Below are 14537 nucleotides of genomic sequence, written 5' to 3' on the forward strand. Positions count from 1 at the left end.
TGCCCGAATTCGGGCAGGGAAGTTGCTCGCCCGGCCCCGCGCCGGGCAGTCTCAGGCCTCGGAGGTACCTGTGGGCATGGCGGCGCTGCCGGAGGAGCTGGTGCGGCACGTGGCCGCCAGCACCGGCCTGCCCGCCGCGGTCGCGGCCAGGGTGGTCAGTGACGTCATCGGGTACTACGCCGAGCCGGTCGAGGACTACGTCCGGCGGCGGCACCGGGAGCTGAGGCGGCGGAACCGGCGCAACGACGACATCTGGTCGATCGTGGCGGCGGAGCTGGCCGCGCGCCCGGTGGCGGCGCCGCGGCTGTCCGCCCGGCAGCTTCGCCGGATGGTCTACGGATAGGGAGAAATCGCGCATGTGCGGACTTGTCGGGTACGTCGGGCATCGGGACGCCGCCGAGGTGCTGCTGGAGGGCCTGCACCGGCTGGAGTACCGGGGTTATGACTCCACCGGGCTGGCCGTGCTGAGCAAGAACAAGGCCAAGGTGGTCAAGGCCGCGGTGCGGGTGGCCGAGCTGCGTGAGCTGGTGGGGGACAAGCTCAGCGGCGGCATCGGCATCGCGCACACCCGCTGGGCCACCCACGGCGAGCCCACCGACGCCAACGCGCACCCGCACACCGACACCACCGGCCGGATCTCGGTGGTGCACAACGGCATCATCGAGAACGCCGAGGTGCTGCGGGCCAAGCTGGCCGCCGAGGGCGTGGAGTTCAGCTCCGAGACCGACACCGAGGTCCTCGCGCACCTGATCGCGCGCAGCCAGGCCGAGCGGCTGGAGGACGCGGTCCGCGAGGTGCTCTCCGATGTGGAGGGAACCTACGGGATCGTGGTGCTGGACACCAGGTTCCCGCAGGAGCTGGTGGTGGCCAGGCAGGGCTCCCCGGTGGTGCTGGGCATCGGCAACGACGAGATGTTCATCGCCTCCGACGTGGCCGCGCTGGTCCGCTTCACCCAGCAGGTGGTCTACCTCGACGACGGCGAGCTGGCCACCGTGCGCGCCGGGGAGTACCGCACCAGCCGCCTGGACCGCTCCGCCGTGGCCAAGACGCCCACCACGCTGGCCATGAGCGTGGAGGACTACGACCGCGGAGGCCACGAGACCTTCCTGCACAAGGAGATCCACGAGCAGCCGGCCGCACTCGACCGGGCCCTGCGCGGCCGCCTGGACGAGCGGTTCTCCACCGCCCGCCTCGGCGGGGTCGGCCTGGACGCCCGCGAGGTGCGCTCGATCCGCCGGGTCAAGTTCCTCGGCAGCGGATCCTCCTACTACGCGGGCCAGATCGGCGCCACCCTGGTCGAGGAGCTGGCCCGGATCCCCGCCGACGCCGAGCCCTCCTCCGAGTTCCGCTACCGCAACCCGGTGATCGACCCCGACACCCTCTACATCGCGGTCAGCCAGTCCGGCGAGACCGCCGACACGCTGGCCGCGGTGGCCGAGCTCAAGCGCAAGGGCGGCCGCCTGCTCGGCGTGGTCAACGTGGTCGGCAGCGCCATCGCCCGCGAGTGCGGCAGCGGCCTGTTCCTGCACGCCGGGCCCGAGGTCTCGGTCGCGGCCACCAAGTCCTTCACCAACATGGCCGCCTCCTTCGCCCTGCTCGCCCTGCACCTGGGCCGGGTCCGCGACCTGAGCCTGGCCGACGGCAAGCGCCTGGTCGAGGGCCTGCGCAGGCTGCCGGACCAGCTCAGCGAGATCCTGGCCGCCGAGGACGCGGTGCGCACCGTCGCGCACAAGTACGCGCAAGCGCGGCACATGTTCTTCGTCGGCCGGGTGCGCGGCTACCCGGTGGCCCGCGAGGGCGCGCAGAAGCTCAAGGAGATCTCCTACATCCACGCCGAGGCCTACCAGTCGGCCGAGCTCAAGCACGGCCCGCTGGCGCTGATCAACCCGGAGATGCCCTCGGTGGTGGTCATCCCGGCCGATGAGACCTTCGGCAAGAACCTGGCCACCATCGAGGAGATCAAGGCCCGCGGCGGCCCGGTGATCGCGGTGACCAACACCGAGCTGCCCGCGGGCCTGGCCGACGACGTGCTGTTCGTGCCGCGCAACGAGGTGCAGCTGGACCCGGTGCTGCTGGGCATCCCGCTGCAGCTCTTCGCCCACCACATCGCGGAGAAGCTGGGCCGCGACATCGACCGGCCGCGCAACCTGGCCAAGAGCTTGACCGTGGAGTGAGGCCTCAGCTGGTGGGGCCGGGCTCCTCCGGCTCCATCAGCAGGATCACCCCGGTGGTCTCCGCGCCGGGGGCGCGCAGCGCCGAGCACAGCACCCGCACGGTGATGGCGCGCCCCCGGCGGTTGACCGCGGCCAGCTCCAGCTCCTGGCTGTCCCCGCCGGTGAGGATCTGCTTGATGGTCGGGCGGATCTGGTCCACCGGCAGGCCGATGTCCAGGTTCAGGAAGTGCTGCCCGACGGTCTCCTCCGTGCGCAGCCCCCACAGGTCCTCGGCCCGCCGGTTCCACACCTGCACGTGCAGGTCCCGGTTGAGCACGGCGACCCCGGAGCGCAGGCTGGTCAGGATGGCGGCCAGGAAACCGTTGGCCGCGTCCAGCTCGCCGGAGCGCTCCCGCAGCTCGTCATTGATCGACTGGAGCTCGTCGTTGGTCGACTGGAGCTCCTCGTTCATGGTCTCCAGCTCTTCGTTGGTGGACTGGAGCTCCTCGTTCGTCGTCTCCAGCTCCTCCACCGTGGACTGGAGTTCCTCGTTCGTGGTCTCCAGCTCCTCGTTGGTCGACTGGAGCTCCTCGTAGGCGGTCTCCAGCTGCCGGTTGGCGTGCTCCAGCTCGTCCTGCAACCGACGGGCCGAGGTCACGTCGTGGAAGACCAGTGTGACCCCGAGCAGTCCGGACTCGCTGTCCACCAAAGGGTTCACCTGGATCTCCAGGTAGAACAGCTCACCGGCGGCGCGGTGGTACTCCACGTCGGCGACCAGCACCGTGCGCCGGTCCAGCTGCGCCTGCTCGATGTAGCGCCGCAGCTCCACCGGACGGTAGGAGATCTCCAGGTCCCGGAAGGGCCGCCCCATGTCCTTGGCGGTGACGCCGAACAGCTTCTCCGCGGCCCGGTTGGTCACCGCGACCAGGCCGTCGGAGTTGACCACGATCTGCGCCACCGGGCTGTTCGCCAGTGCCTCGTCCCGCAGCAGGTCCAGGCCGGTCAGCTCGGCCCTGGGCGGCGGCGGTGGCAGCTCGGCGTACATGGTGCTGTTCACCGGCAGGTGCCGGGGGACCTTGCGGAAGACCCGTCGCTTCAGGTCGATCGGGGTGAACAGGGTGCTGTGGCTGAGCAGCATCTCGGCCTTGCCGAGGAAGAGCACCCCGGTCTCGGCGAGGGCGAAGTGCAGCCGGGCCAGGATCCGGGCCTGGGCCTCGGCGTTGAAGTACATCAGCGTGTTGCGGCAGAGCAGCAGGTCGATCCGGGAGATCGGCGCGTCCTGCACCAGGTCGTTGCGGCCGAAGATGACCGAGCGGCGCAGGTCCTTGCCGAAGGTGTACCGGTTGCCCACGGGCTCGAAGTAGCGCTCCAGCAGCTCCGGCGGCACGTCGCGGACTTCCCGGTCGGTGTAGGCGGCGTGCCGGGCCTGGGCAAGGCCCTCCTCGTCCACGTCGGTGGCGTAGATCTTCACCCGCCGCCGGAACTCCTCGGGACCGAGCAGTTCGGAGAGCACCATGGCCAGGGTGTAGGCCTCCTCGCCGGAGGCGCAGCCCGCGCTCCACACCCGGATCGGACTGTCCGGGTCCTTGGCCGCGATCAGCTCCGGCAGCACCTCGGCACGCAGGTAGTCCCAGGCGTCGGTGTCCCGGAAGAAGGTGGTGACGTTGATCAGGATGGTGTTGAACAGCGTGGTGAACTCCTCGGGGTGCACCTGGAGCTGGTCCAGGTACTCCGCGTAGTCCTCCAGCCGCAGCTGCGCCATCCGCCGCTGCACCCTGCGCACCAGACTGGACCGCTTGTACCCGGTGAAGTCGAAGCCCCTGGCTTCCTTCAGGTAGACCAGGAGTGCCTCGAACTGCGGGTCGGTCTCGGTCACGTGTGCCCTTCCGGTGCGCCTGCCGCGCCGCGGCTACCGCCCGTTCCGACCGGCACCCGGCTGCCGTGTACGCAGCGTAGCCCACACCACCTTGCCGTCCACCGCGGAGAGATGTCCCCACGCCGTGGCCAGTTTGGAGATCAACACCAGCCCCTGGCCACCGGCCCGTTCCGGCCGCCTGGCCAGCACCGGCGGCGCGGCGCTGCCGTCCCGCACGGACAGGCACAGGTAGGCCCCGCGCATCGCCACGGTCAGCTGGAACCGGGTGCCCGCGTGGCAGACCGCGTTGGCCACCAGCTCGTTGACCACCATGACCGCGTCCTCGGAGACATCCTCCACCTGCCAGGCCGCGCAGGCGTCGGCCACCACCAGGCGCGCCTGGTGGCAGGCGGCGGCCTCCGGCGGGTACCAGTCGCGCAGCACCGTCGGCGACGGTCCCTTGGCCAGCGTGGCCAGCGCCTCGGCCGGGCCCGGGAAGACCTGGAGGTGCCGGGCCATCCCGATCCGCGCCATCGGCTCGTACATCGACGGCGGCACCGAGCACAGCGCCACCGGCACCGCGGGCCACTCCGCGGCCCTGCGGGTCAGCGCCTGGAACACGGTCAGCGCCACCTCATCGCCCAGCTGGAGCGCGCTCAGCTCCAGCAGCACCCCGGCGGGCTGCTCGGCCAGGCATTTGGCCACCGTCGCGCGCAGCGCGGGCGCGCTGCCGATCCGCAGCACCCCGCGCGGCCGCACCACGGTCACCGGGTGATCCTGGTCTACCTGGCAGGTCAGCTCGCCGTTCATCGGCTCAGCCCTCTCCTGGATCCGGCGGTCCGGTCGCGATCCGGTTGATCAGGTCGCGCACCAGTCTGCCCGCGGCCTTGGCCTCGGCGGCGTTGTCGCCGAAGCGGCGCGCCGCCCAGTCGTTGCCCCGTTCGGCGGCCGACTGGGCCATCCGGTGGCCCAGCGCACTCTTCTCCTCCAGCGCGCGCAACGCCACCCACAGCGCGTTCTCCATCGCCACGCCCTGCTCGGCCATCAACGTCTCTGGAGACCAGGCGTGTCCGACCCGGCAGCGAAACCTGGGCACCGGATCGCCGGGCAGGTCGAACAGCGCGCCGTGGCAGGACGGGCAGGCCAGCCCGGCGGGCACCGCGCCCAGCTCGTCGGTGGTCATGGGCGAGAACTCGGCCATCTCGGTCTCCGCGGTGAGCAGGTCGTCCACGGTGCCGGCCGCCGAGGGCTCCGAGGTCGCGGCGAGCTTGCCGATCAGCTCGCCGATCTCGGCCGCGGACAACACGTGGTCGACGTCGTTGTGTTCCTTCGCGCTGTTCGGCATCGAGGCGTGCACCGCCTCGGCCGGGTCCTGCACCACCGCCAGCCCGCCGACCGCCTTGATCGAGGCCAGCCCCGCGGTGCCGTCATCCCGCGCCCCGGAGAGCACCACCCCGACCGTCCTGGGCCCGTACGCCCTGGCCACCGAGCGGAACAGCGGGTCAACCGCGGGCCGGTGGCCGTTCTCAGCAGGGCCGCGGGAGAGCTGGATCCGCCCGTCGGTGAGCAGCAGGTGGTGGTTGGCCGGCGCGACGTAGATGTGGCCGTGCCGGGCCGGGTCGCCGTGCACGGCGTGGTGGGCGGGCAGCGGTCCGCACCGGCTCAGGATCCGGGGCAGCGCGCTGGGCGCGTTGCGCGGCACGTGCAGCACCACTAGTACTACCGCGGGCAGGCCCGGGGGGAGGGCGCCGACCACGGCGCACAACGCCTCGACCCCACCCGCGGAGGCCCCGATGGCCACCACGTCCCGGCGGGTCATGGTTGCGAACTACCCACGATGGGCTGGGTCGAACCGACATCGGCCCGATGGCCGTTTCCCGGATGGCTGGATCGGGAAACATGCAGGGCATGGCGGCGGCGGCCTCGAAGATCGAAGTCGACGTGGTGCGCGTGGGCGCGACCACCACGGTCTTCGTCCGCGGTGACATCGACCTGGCGGCCGCGCCGGAGCTGGGCCGCGCGCTGGCCGGCAACGCGGGCACCGGCACCGAACTGGTGGTCGACCTCCGCCAGGTGGCCTTCCTGGACTGCGCGACCCTGCGCGTGCTGCTGACCGCCCAGCGCACCCAGCACGCGCTCGGCGGCACCCTGCGCTGCACCGGCGCGCGCGGGCTGGTGCGCAAGGTCTTCCAGCTGACCGGCGCGGCCCGCCAGCTGGGCTGCTAGGCCGGGGCGGAGGCCGGCGCGGGCTCAGCCGGTGCGGACGCCGCCGGCGCGGGCGCGGCCTCGGCGCGGGCCCCGAAGCGGTCCACCGTCCAGCGGATCACGTTGTCCTTCAGCTCCACCCGCAGCACCACCGGATCGGCCGAGGCGCCCAGCTTCGCCAGCTGCTGCACCAGGTGCTTGCGCAGCTCGTCCACCACCGGGAAGGGCAGCGCGGAGGTCAGGGTGCGGGTCAGCGCGGAGCCGTCGGGGGCGGTGGCGGCCAGGTCGGCGCGCAGGGTGACCTCGCCGGGAGCGTCCTTGCCGACCGGGTAACCGCCGAGGGCGTACACGGTCAGTCCCACCACCTGGGCGGCCCGGACCAGGTTTCCGTCGGCGTCGGCCAGCCACACGTTCTGCTGCGTCATGCCCCCGATCATGCCTGCCGACGGCCGCCCGCGGCGCTTCGGACCCTCCCGATATGTTTTGTCGGGGGTGTGCGGCAAGCTTTCTCGCGCTGGCCAAGATCATCAAGATCAAACCCCCTGCGAGGAGAAGAGTTGTCGATGCCCCAGGCGTTGTCGGAGCAGGATCTGGAGCACGTCCGCGGTGAGCTCGCCGAGGGCAGGCTTCCGATCGTGTGGTTCACCTCCTCGGCCGTTGGCGTCGAGGAAGGTCGTTCCGGCAAGGTGCTGGCCCTGGGTGATGAGTCGGAGGGCGACTTCATCCAGGTCCGGCCGACCGGGTCGATGGACGTGCTGTCCTTCTCACCGAGCGAAGTCACCATCGTCAAGCCGTCCCGCAAGCGGACGGCGCCCCCAACCGAGGAGGTTCCCGTGACCACGGCCGAGGCCGAGTCCCCCAACGAGGCGCCCGCGTCCCCCGCGCCGGCGCCCGCGGCCGAGTCCGCGGCACCGGCCGCCCCCGCGGCCGAGTCCGCCACGCCCGCCGCCGCCGAGAAGCCCGTCGAGAAGCCGAAGCCGACCAAGCCCGCGGCCAAGAAGGCCGCTGCCGCCGGGGCGGCCGAGCTGACCGTCACCCTCACCGCCACCGCCGACGGCGAGTGGAGCGTCGAGGTGGTCAGCGGCAAGAAGAAGGTCAAGCCCGCACCGGTCGCCGCGGCGAACGTGGCGAACCTGGCCGCCGAGCTGCCGGAGGAGGCGGCCGAGGCCGTCCAGGCCGTCATCGACGCCGCCCGTGAGCGGCACCGTCAGCGCGTCGAACAGCTCCAGGCGGAGCTGGAAGCCGCCAAGCAGGCACTGGAGGAGCTGGCCGGCTGAGGCCCGCTCAACCGTTCACCGACGGAGCCGTGCGCACTGCGCGCGGCTCCGCCGCTTTTTTCGATCAGCAGTTCTACCTGCGGAAATACGGTTCAGGGCAGTTCAACTCTTTAGTCGGGACGAAGTGTGTCCGACAGCTCACCGACGCCGTGGCGCCGGTCACCGCTACCCAGCCGGATTCGGCCCTAAACCTGTCGCGGGCACCACATCATTGGTTCATCGCCGCCAACGCTCAACCGCGGCGAGCCGAACTACCTGATGGAGGTGCCGCCCACCATGAGCGCACAGACGGTCTCCGCGACCATCGACGATCCGGCGAGTACGACGCGCCGGTCCAGCCTGCCCACCGCGCCGTGCAGCGTGGTGTGGAGCGGCGGACACGCGTACGTCCTGGAGCAGGGCTTCGGCCGCTCCCGCTGGGCAGGCGTCGATGACCGGGGCCGCGCGCAGTTGCTGACGAATGCGGACTTGCAGCGTCAGGGGTGGAGCACCCGCCGCGACATCTGAGTCGCGGCGCCCTCGCCACCCGTCTGATCCCCTCGGGCCACCCCACATCGACCCCGAACCGGTGTGGCACCCTGAGCAGCGCGGATCAGACGGGTGGCTGGAGGGGACGAGTGAGCAGCACCAGGCAGGAACCGGCCGAGGCCGAGCTGCCGGACCGGGTGTGGACCGTTCCGAACATCCTGAGCTTCCTCCGGCTCGCCGGAGTCCCGCTGTTCCTGTGGCTGTTGCTGGGCCCGAAAGCGGACATCCTCGCGCTGATCGTGCTCGTCGTCGCCGGTCTCTCCGACTGGCTGGACGGCAAGCTGGCCCGCTGGCTCAACCAGTCCAGCCGCCTCGGCGCCCTGCTCGACCCGGCGGCCGACCGGCTCTACATCCTGGCCACCCTGATCGCCTTCCTGATCCGCGACATCGTGCCCTGGTGGGTGGTCGCGGTGCTGGTCGGCCGGGAGATCGTGCTCGGCATCGCGGTGCTCGTGCTGGGCCGCCTGGGCTACGGGCCGTTCCCGGTGCACTACGTCGGCAAGGCGGCCACCTTCTGCCTGATGTACGCCTTCCCGCTGCTGCTGCTCACCGACGGCACCTACACCGGCGCGGAGTGGTTCCGGCCGCTGGCCTACGCCTTCACCATCTGGGGCGGCGCCATGTACGTGTGGGCGGCGGTGCTCTACCTGATCCAGCTCGGCGGCGCGCTGCGCGCGGGCAGCCCGGCCCGGCTCGCCCAGGCCAGTGGCGGCTGACCCGAAACCGGGCGAGCTGGGCATCCTCGGCCAGCTGCTCGGCGACCACCTGGACGCGGGCTACGACGAGGCCCACCGCCGCCGTGACGGCGAACCCCCCAAGCGGCGCGGCCACAAGCTCTGGCTGGTCACCGGCGCGCTGGTGGCCGGGCTGCTGATGGGCGTGGCCGCCTCCGACGCCACCCAGCGCGCGCCCGGCGCGGACCAGACCCGGCGCAGCCTGGCCGACGACGTGGCCGCGGCCAGGGCCGAGACCGAGGAGCTGAGCCGCCGCGCCGCCGTGCTGGCCGCCGCGCTGGACCAGGCCCGCGGCAAGGCCCTCGACGGCGACGAGGCCGGCCGGGCCGAGCTGGAACGGCTCAACGCGCTCACCGAGGCCGCGGGCGCGATCGCGGTGCGCGGGCCGGGGCTGGCCATCACCGTGCGCGACCCGATCGCCCGCGGCGAGCAGAACTACCAGAACGTGCTGGACCGCGACCTGCAGGTGCTGGTCAACGCGCTGTGGTCGAGCGGGGCCGAGGCGGTCGCGGTCGGCGGGGTCCGGCTCCAGCCCAGGGCCACCATCCGGCAGGCCGGCGGCGCGATGCTGGTGGACAACCGGCCGATCACCCAGCCCTATGTGCTGGAGGCGATCGGCCCGCCTGCCGAGATGCGCGAGGCGTTCTCGCACACCGAGGCCCACCGCCGCTTCCTCGCCTTCGCCGCCGACTACGGCACGGTGTTCACCGTGGAGAACCGGGACGAGCTGCGCCTGCCCGCCGCCGGCGTCACCGAGGGCCGCCTGGCCGCCACCCTCACCCCGGCCCCGCCCCCGGCCACGACCTCGTCGACCAAGAGCACACCGCCGCCCACGAGCACACCGGGAGGAAAACGGTGATCGCCCTGTTCGCCCTCGCGATGGGGGTCCTGCTCGGCCTCTGGCTGGACCCCACGGTGCCCGAATGGGCCCAGCCCTACCTGCCGATCGCCGTGGTGGCCGCGCTGGACGCGCTCTTCGGCGGCATCAGGGCCAGACTGGACGGCAAGTTCGACGCCAAGGTCTTCGTGGTCTCCTTCGTCTCCAACGTGGTCATCGCCGCGCTGATCGTGTGGCTGGGCGACGAGCTGGGCGTGGGCGCGCAGCTGTCCACCGCGGTGGTGGTGGTCTTCGGCATCCGGATCTTCGGCAACGCCGCGGCCATCCGTCGACACCTGTTCAAGGCCTGAGATGACCGGCAACGGGCTGCCCAAGCGCACCGGCGCGAAGCACCGGCTGATCAAGATCAGGGACAACCGCTGGGTCACCGGGTCGACCATGGTGGTGCTGTGCGTGGTGCTCGGCGTCGCGCTGGTCGCCCAGGTGCGGCGCACCCAGACCGGCGAGGGCCTGGCCGAGGCCCGCCCGCAGGACCTGGTGGTGCTGCTGGACGGGCTGCAGGAGCGCGAGGCCGCGCTGCGCAAGGAGATCGCCGAGTCCGAGGCCACCCTGCGCAAGCTCCAGGAGGGCGGCACCGCCTCGGCGGCCGCGCTGGAGGAGGCCAGGCGCAGGGCCACCGCGCTGGCCGTGCTCACCGGCACGGTGCCGGTGACCGGACCCGGACTCCGGGTGGAGATCGGCGACAACGCGGGCAAGCTGGGGCCGGAGGTGCTGCTGGACGTGATCCAGGAACTGCGCAACGCCGGCGCCGAGGCGCTGCAGGCCGGTCCGGTCCGGGTGGGCGTGGACACCGCGCTGACCGGCGCGGACGGCCTGATCCGGATCGACGGGACCACGCTGACCCTGCCCTACGTGATCACGGCCATCGGCGATCCCCCTACTCTTGCCGCGGCACTGAACATCCCCGGCGGGGTGGTGGACACAGTGGAACGCAAGGGCGGCTCGACACGCATCCAGCAACAGGACCGCGTGGAGATCACCGCGTTGCGGGCGGAACGCAAGCAGAAATACGCTCGACCAGCCGGTTGACACAAGGGTTGGTCGGCACGTCGCACCGGCACGGAAGGGGAACACTCGGTGAATGTGCCCGAGCAGTTGAAGTACACGGACGACCACGAGTGGGTGCAGGTCACCGGCGATGGCGTGGTGCGGGTCGGCATCACCGACTACGCGCAGAACGCACTGGGCGACGTGGTGTTCGTGCAGCCGCCCGCCGTGGGTGACACGGTCGCGGCCGGTGACAGCATCGGCGAGGTCGAGTCGACCAAGAGCGTCTCCGACATCTACGCGCCGGTCAGTGGCGAGGTCACCGCGGTCAACGAGGCCGTGGTCACCGCGCCGGAGACGATCAACACCGATCCCTTCGGCGAGGGCTGGCTGTTCGAGGTGCGCCTGGCCGACGCCGCCGCGCTGGAGGAGCTGCTGGACGCGGCCGCCTACACCGAGAAGATCAGCGAAGCGTGATCTCGATCTTTCGCCGGCTCTTCGGCAAGCGCAGGAGCCGCTCAGGGAACGAACAGACCAACACGGTACGTTGGCAGGACACTTCGCAAGATCCATCGGGCACGAGGAGCACTCAGGTGAGCACGCACGACGGGCCCGGCGTTCCGCCGGAGCGTCCCGCAGAGTCCACTTCGGTCTTCCGGGCCGACTTCCTCGCCGAGGTCGAGGGCACCGAGACCGCGGCCCCAGAGCCGGCCATCTCCGGTGTCGACGCGCTGCCGGCCGGGTCCGCCCTGCTGGTGGTCAAGCGCGGCCCGAACGCGGGCTCGCGCTTCCTGCTCGACCGCGACACCACCAGCTCGGGCCGTCACCCCGACAGCGACATCTTCCTCGACGACGTCACCGTCTCCCGGCGGCACGCCGAGTTCCGCCGTGAGGGCGGGGAGTTCGTCGTGGTCGACGTCGGCAGCCTGAACGGCACCTACGTCAACCGGGCCCCGGTGGACACCGCGGTGCTGGCCAACGGGGACGAGGTCCAGATCGGCAAGTTCCGTCTGGTCTTCCTGACCGGCCCCGGCGCACCGGCTCAGTGACGGCGGCCGGGCGGCCCCAGCATGGTGGCCTCAGCATCGGCACGGTGCTCTCGCAGCTCCGGGCCGAGTTCCCCGAGGTGACCATCTCCAAGATCCGGTTCCTGGAGTCGGAAGGCTTGGTCCGCCCGGCGCGTACCCCGTCGGGGTACCGCCAGTTCTCGCCGGTCGACGTCGAACGCCTCCGTTTCGTGCTCGCCGCGCAGCGGGACCACTACCTGCCGCTCAAGGTGATCAAGGAGCAGCTGGAGGCATTCGACCGCGGTGACGTGCCCGCGGGCGCCTCCCCGCGTCCGCCGCGCACCCTGGTCGCGGTGGACGGCCTGCCCGACGCCGAGGCGTTCTCGCCCGGCGGGGAGGTCCGGCTGACCCGCGAGGAGCTGCTGGAGCGCACCGGCATCGATGGCGCGACCCTGGTCGAGCTGGAGCGCTACGGCCTGGTCAGGGCCGGGGCAGCCGGGTTCTACGACTCCGACACCGCCGCGCTGGTGCGCACCGTGCGCGCGATGACCGAGTTCGGCATCGAACCCAGGCACCTGCGCGCGTTTCGTTCCTCCGCCGACCGGGAAGTAGGGCTGGTGGAGCAAATCGCTGCTCCACTCGCCAGGCAGCGTGACCGCGATGCCAGGGCGAGGGCGGATGAGGTGGTCAGGGAGCTGGCCGCGCTGTCCGTGACGCTGCACACGTTGCTGGTCAAGATCGGCCTGCGGGGCGTGACCGGCGGGTGACTTCCGCGCAGGTCGCGGCCGAAACGTGATGTTCGTGCCCGCGATGACATGGGCTGGAGCAGGCAACCGTGTCCTGCGGCGGGTAGCGTCGGAGGAGTCGGTACGCGATCCTCGTAGTGGCGGGGATATTGCGGTCCAACGCACTGGAGGAGGCGAGTTCCGATGAGCGAGATGCGCGTCGTCGGTGTGCGGGTGGAGCTGCCCGCGAACCAGCCGATCCTGCTGCTGCGTGAAACCGAAGGTGACCGCTATCTGCCGATCTGGATCGGCTCGGTGGAGGCGACCGCGATCGCGCTGGAGCAGCAGGGGGTGCGGCCCTCCCGGCCGCTGACCCACGACCTGCTCAAGGACGTGATCGGGGCACTGGGGCGGCAGCTCGAACAGGTCCGGATCACCGACCTGCAGGAGGGCACGTTCTTCGCGGAGCTGGTCTTCGACGGGGATGTGCGGGTCTCGGCCCGGCCGAGCGACTCGGTGGCGCTCGCGCTGCGGGTCGGCGTGCCCATCCACGCCGAGGAGGCGGTGCTCGCCGAGGCGGGCCTGGTCATCCCGGACGAGCAGGAGGACGAGGTGGAGAAGTTCCGCGAGTTCCTGGACTCCGTGTCACCGGAGGACTTCCGCGGGGCGGACACCTAGAGACAACGCATACTTTCCACTCGGGCCCCTGGACCGCCGTCACCGGCAGTCCAGGGGCCCGAGTCGTTCGGTGATCAACCGCTCTCCGCCGTCACACCATCGTGTGGTCAAGCTGTGATCTTGTGGCGGTTGTGCTGGGATGCCGGACCGGTCGTCACCGTCCGACCAGGTGACGACGCGGGTATCGGTTCAGAAGAGTGAATGCCACCGAGGCGCTGAGCGGGACGGTGGTCCCTTCCCCGCGCGTCGCGTTGACCCGGGGGATGGCCCGTCTTACCGTCGGTGGCGAGTCAATCGCGCCGGGGCAGAACCAGTTTCCCGGCCGCCTGCTCAGGACCGACACGCCGGTGGGGACACGGGCGTGCGGTCGCCGTTGCCGACCGGAGGGTCGGCCGAGGGGAGGCACGCGTGGTCGAGGAAGCGCCAAGTCATCGAGGCGCGCCCGAGCAGGGTGCTTTGTTCCCTGACATGTCGTTGCCGGACGAGCTGGTCGGCTACCGGGGCCCGGCGGCCTGTCAGATCGCCGGCATCACCTATCGCCAGCTGGACTACTGGGCCCGCACCGGACTGGTCTCGCCGACCATAAGGAGTGCCCACGGCTCCGGCAGCCAGCGCCTGTACTCCTTCAAGGACATCCTGGTCCTGAAGGTGGTCAAGCGGCTGCTCGACACCGGCGTCTCGCTGCAGAACATCCGGGTCGCGGTGGACCACCTGCGCCGCAGGGGCGTGCGCGACCTGGCCCGGATCACGCTGTTCAGCGACGGCACCACGGTCTACGAGTGCACCTCCCCCGAGGAGGTGGTCGACCTGCTGCAGGGCGGTCAGGGCGTGTTCGGCATCGCGGTCAGCGGGGCGATGCGCGAGATCAGCGGCACCATCCACGAGTTCCCGGCCGAGCGGGCCGACGGCGTGGAGCTGCTGCCCGGCGAGGACGACGAGCTGGCCCGCAAGCGCCGCGACCGGCAGACCGGCTGAGCCAGTTCTGCCGCTGGTTCGGTTCTGGCTGAAACCCCTCGGAGCGGCCGTTGGCCGCTGCTTAAGCTCCCGCTGACGGCTGCCCAGGGAGCAGCCGCCCGCACTTGGGGGTTACACCATGACTCGACGTCTGCTGACCGTGGCCGCGCTGGCCCTGGCCGCTTTCGGCGTCTCCGCCCCGCTGGCCCAGGCCGCGCCCGCGCCGATCAGCTTCGGGCACGAGCAGGGCAAGTTCACCGGCACCAAGGACACCGTGTGCAACCCGATCATCGGTTGCACCTACAAGCTGGAGGGCACGCTCAGCACCGCGGGCGCGGCCGAGGACTGCTACCAGGTCCAGTGGACCGCGGGCACCGCCTGGGGCGCGGTCAACGTGCCGCCTGCCTGCGGCGCCGGCGAGCACCGGGTGGCCCGCGGCTTCCCGTGGCCGGGCGCCCGCCCGACCGCGTTCCGGCTGTGCCTGGTCAGCGCGGACGGCACGGTGCGTTCCTGCGGCACGCAGCAGGCTTCCTGAC

The 14537-nt window shown here is 71.4% G+C and carries 19 protein-coding genes; 15 read left to right on the forward strand and 4 right to left on the reverse strand.

What is annotated here, in order from left to right; genetic code table 11:
- Window positions 1-76: 76 nt before the first annotated feature.
- Together M8C13_RS16830 and glmS are read left to right on the forward strand one after the other, a co-directional pair.
- Window positions 77-343 carry a hypothetical protein gene (locus M8C13_RS16830; protein ID WP_252481547.1) on the forward strand — a complete coding sequence of 89 codons (267 nt, stop codon included), beginning with the start codon at window positions 77-79 and terminating at the stop codon, window positions 341-343.
- A 13-nt stretch (window positions 344-356) separates the two neighbouring features.
- Window positions 357-2174 (forward strand): glutamine--fructose-6-phosphate transaminase (isomerizing), encoded by a 1818-nt coding sequence (gene glmS, locus M8C13_RS16835; RefSeq protein ID WP_252481548.1) that lies wholly within the window; start codon window positions 357-359, stop codon window positions 2172-2174.
- Window positions 2175-2178: 4 nt separating this feature from the next.
- Here glmS and M8C13_RS16840 read toward each other — a convergent pair whose 3' ends face one another.
- Genes M8C13_RS16840 through M8C13_RS16850 form a run of 3 tightly spaced genes read right to left on the reverse strand, consistent with a single transcriptional unit; the run spans window position 2179 to window position 5827 of the window.
- Window positions 2179-4029, reverse strand: coding sequence for a CheR family methyltransferase (locus M8C13_RS16840; protein ID WP_252481549.1), 1851 nt, complete (start codon window positions 4027-4029; stop codon window positions 2179-2181).
- 33 nt (window positions 4030-4062) lie between these two features.
- A complete protein-coding gene (locus M8C13_RS16845; RefSeq protein WP_252481550.1) occupies window positions 4063-4818 on the reverse strand; it encodes an STAS domain-containing protein in 756 nt (251 codons plus the stop codon).
- Window positions 4819-4822: 4 nt separating this feature from the next.
- The gene (locus tag M8C13_RS16850; protein WP_252481551.1) at window positions 4823-5827 is read right to left on the reverse strand and encodes a chemotaxis protein CheB; all 1005 of its coding nucleotides are present in this window, start codon (window positions 5825-5827) and stop codon (window positions 4823-4825) included.
- A gap of 62 nt (window positions 5828-5889) precedes the next feature.
- Between M8C13_RS16850 and M8C13_RS16855 the strand changes: the two genes are divergently transcribed.
- Complete coding sequence (locus M8C13_RS16855; protein ID WP_252481552.1) at window positions 5890-6234, forward strand: STAS domain-containing protein; 345 nt, start codon at window positions 5890-5892, stop codon at window positions 6232-6234.
- Here M8C13_RS16855 and M8C13_RS16860 read toward each other — a convergent pair.
- A complete protein-coding gene (locus M8C13_RS16860) occupies window positions 6231-6638 on the reverse strand; it encodes a hypothetical protein (RefSeq protein ID WP_252481553.1) in 408 nt (135 codons plus the stop codon). The genes M8C13_RS16855 and M8C13_RS16860 overlap by 4 nt on opposite strands.
- Window positions 6639-6776: 138 nt before the next feature.
- Here M8C13_RS16860 and M8C13_RS16865 point away from each other — a divergent pair, with 138 nt between their 5' ends.
- From M8C13_RS16865 to M8C13_RS16920, 12 genes are all read left to right on the forward strand, one after another.
- Entirely contained in the window at window positions 6777-7490 is a 714-nt protein-coding gene (locus M8C13_RS16865; protein ID WP_252481732.1) for a DUF6319 family protein, read from the forward strand.
- 276 nt (window positions 7491-7766) lie between these two features.
- A complete protein-coding gene (locus M8C13_RS16870) occupies window positions 7767-7997 on the forward strand; it encodes a hypothetical protein (RefSeq protein WP_252481554.1) in 231 nt (76 codons plus the stop codon).
- Between the two features lie 110 nt (window positions 7998-8107).
- Window positions 8108-8734, forward strand: coding sequence for a CDP-alcohol phosphatidyltransferase family protein (locus tag M8C13_RS16875; RefSeq protein WP_252481555.1), 627 nt, complete (start codon window positions 8108-8110; stop codon window positions 8732-8734).
- The gene (locus tag M8C13_RS16880) at window positions 8724-9611 is read left to right on the forward strand and encodes a DUF881 domain-containing protein (RefSeq protein WP_252481556.1); all 888 of its coding nucleotides are present in this window, start codon (window positions 8724-8726) and stop codon (window positions 9609-9611) included. The genes M8C13_RS16875 and M8C13_RS16880 overlap by 11 nt, the downstream gene beginning before the upstream one ends.
- Window positions 9608-9940, forward strand: a complete 333-nt coding sequence (locus M8C13_RS16885) for a small basic family protein (RefSeq protein ID WP_252481557.1) — start codon at window positions 9608-9610, stop codon at window positions 9938-9940. Before M8C13_RS16880 ends, M8C13_RS16885 begins: the two co-directional genes overlap by 4 nt.
- 1 nt (window position 9941) lies before the next feature.
- Window positions 9942-10679 carry a DUF881 domain-containing protein gene (locus M8C13_RS16890; protein ID WP_252481558.1) on the forward strand — a complete coding sequence of 246 codons (738 nt, stop codon included), beginning with the start codon at window positions 9942-9944 and terminating at the stop codon, window positions 10677-10679.
- 48 nt (window positions 10680-10727) lie between these two features.
- Window positions 10728-11114, forward strand: a complete 387-nt coding sequence (gene gcvH, locus M8C13_RS16895) for a glycine cleavage system protein GcvH (protein ID WP_252481559.1) — start codon at window positions 10728-10730, stop codon at window positions 11112-11114.
- A 116-nt stretch (window positions 11115-11230) separates the two neighbouring features.
- Window positions 11231-11686, forward strand: coding sequence for a glycogen accumulation regulator GarA (gene garA, locus M8C13_RS16900; RefSeq protein WP_252481560.1), 456 nt, complete (start codon window positions 11231-11233; stop codon window positions 11684-11686).
- On the forward strand, window positions 11683-12411 hold the full coding sequence (locus tag M8C13_RS16905) for a MerR family transcriptional regulator (RefSeq protein WP_252481561.1): 729 nt from the start codon (window positions 11683-11685) through the stop codon (window positions 12409-12411). The genes garA and M8C13_RS16905 overlap by 4 nt, the downstream gene beginning before the upstream one ends.
- A 162-nt stretch (window positions 12412-12573) precedes the next feature.
- Complete coding sequence (locus M8C13_RS16910; protein WP_252481562.1) at window positions 12574-13047, forward strand: bifunctional nuclease family protein; 474 nt, start codon at window positions 12574-12576, stop codon at window positions 13045-13047.
- A 408-nt stretch (window positions 13048-13455) separates the two neighbouring features.
- Entirely contained in the window at window positions 13456-14022 is a 567-nt protein-coding gene (locus M8C13_RS16915) for a MerR family transcriptional regulator (protein WP_283664702.1), read from the forward strand.
- 118 nt (window positions 14023-14140) lie between these two features.
- Entirely contained in the window at window positions 14141-14536 is a 396-nt protein-coding gene (locus M8C13_RS16920) for a hypothetical protein (protein WP_252481564.1), read from the forward strand.
- The last annotated feature ends 1 nt before the right edge of the window (window position 14537 follow it).

The organism is Crossiella sp. SN42 (assembly GCF_023897065.1).
Taxonomy (GTDB): Bacteria; Actinomycetota; Actinomycetes; order Mycobacteriales; family Pseudonocardiaceae; genus Crossiella.

Excerpts from the sequence above, each read along its gene's own strand:
- M8C13_RS16830 (WP_252481547.1), top strand. The coding sequence starts at position 77 with ATGGCGGCGCTGCCGGAGGAGCTGGTGCGGCACGTGGCCGCCAGCACC.
- glmS (WP_252481548.1), top strand. The coding sequence starts at position 357 with ATGTGCGGACTTGTCGGGTACGTCGGGCATCGGGACGCCGCCGAGGTG.
- M8C13_RS16845 (WP_252481550.1), bottom strand. The coding sequence starts at position 4,818 with ATGAACGGCGAGCTGACCTGCCAGGTAGACCAGGATCACCCGGTGACC.
- M8C13_RS16850 (WP_252481551.1), bottom strand. The coding sequence starts at position 5,827 with ATGACCCGCCGGGACGTGGTGGCCATCGGGGCCTCCGCGGGTGGGGTC.
- M8C13_RS16855 (WP_252481552.1), top strand. The coding sequence starts at position 5,890 with ATGGCTGGATCGGGAAACATGCAGGGCATGGCGGCGGCGGCCTCGAAG.
- M8C13_RS16860 (WP_252481553.1), bottom strand. The coding sequence starts at position 6,638 with ATGACGCAGCAGAACGTGTGGCTGGCCGACGCCGACGGAAACCTGGTC.
- M8C13_RS16865 (WP_252481732.1), top strand. The coding sequence starts at position 6,777 with ATGCCCCAGGCGTTGTCGGAGCAGGATCTGGAGCACGTCCGCGGTGAG.
- M8C13_RS16870 (WP_252481554.1), top strand. The coding sequence starts at position 7,767 with ATGAGCGCACAGACGGTCTCCGCGACCATCGACGATCCGGCGAGTACG.
- M8C13_RS16890 (WP_252481558.1), top strand. The coding sequence starts at position 9,942 with ATGACCGGCAACGGGCTGCCCAAGCGCACCGGCGCGAAGCACCGGCTG.
- M8C13_RS16910 (WP_252481562.1), top strand. The coding sequence starts at position 12,574 with ATGAGCGAGATGCGCGTCGTCGGTGTGCGGGTGGAGCTGCCCGCGAAC.
- M8C13_RS16920 (WP_252481564.1), top strand. The coding sequence starts at position 14,141 with ATGACTCGACGTCTGCTGACCGTGGCCGCGCTGGCCCTGGCCGCTTTC.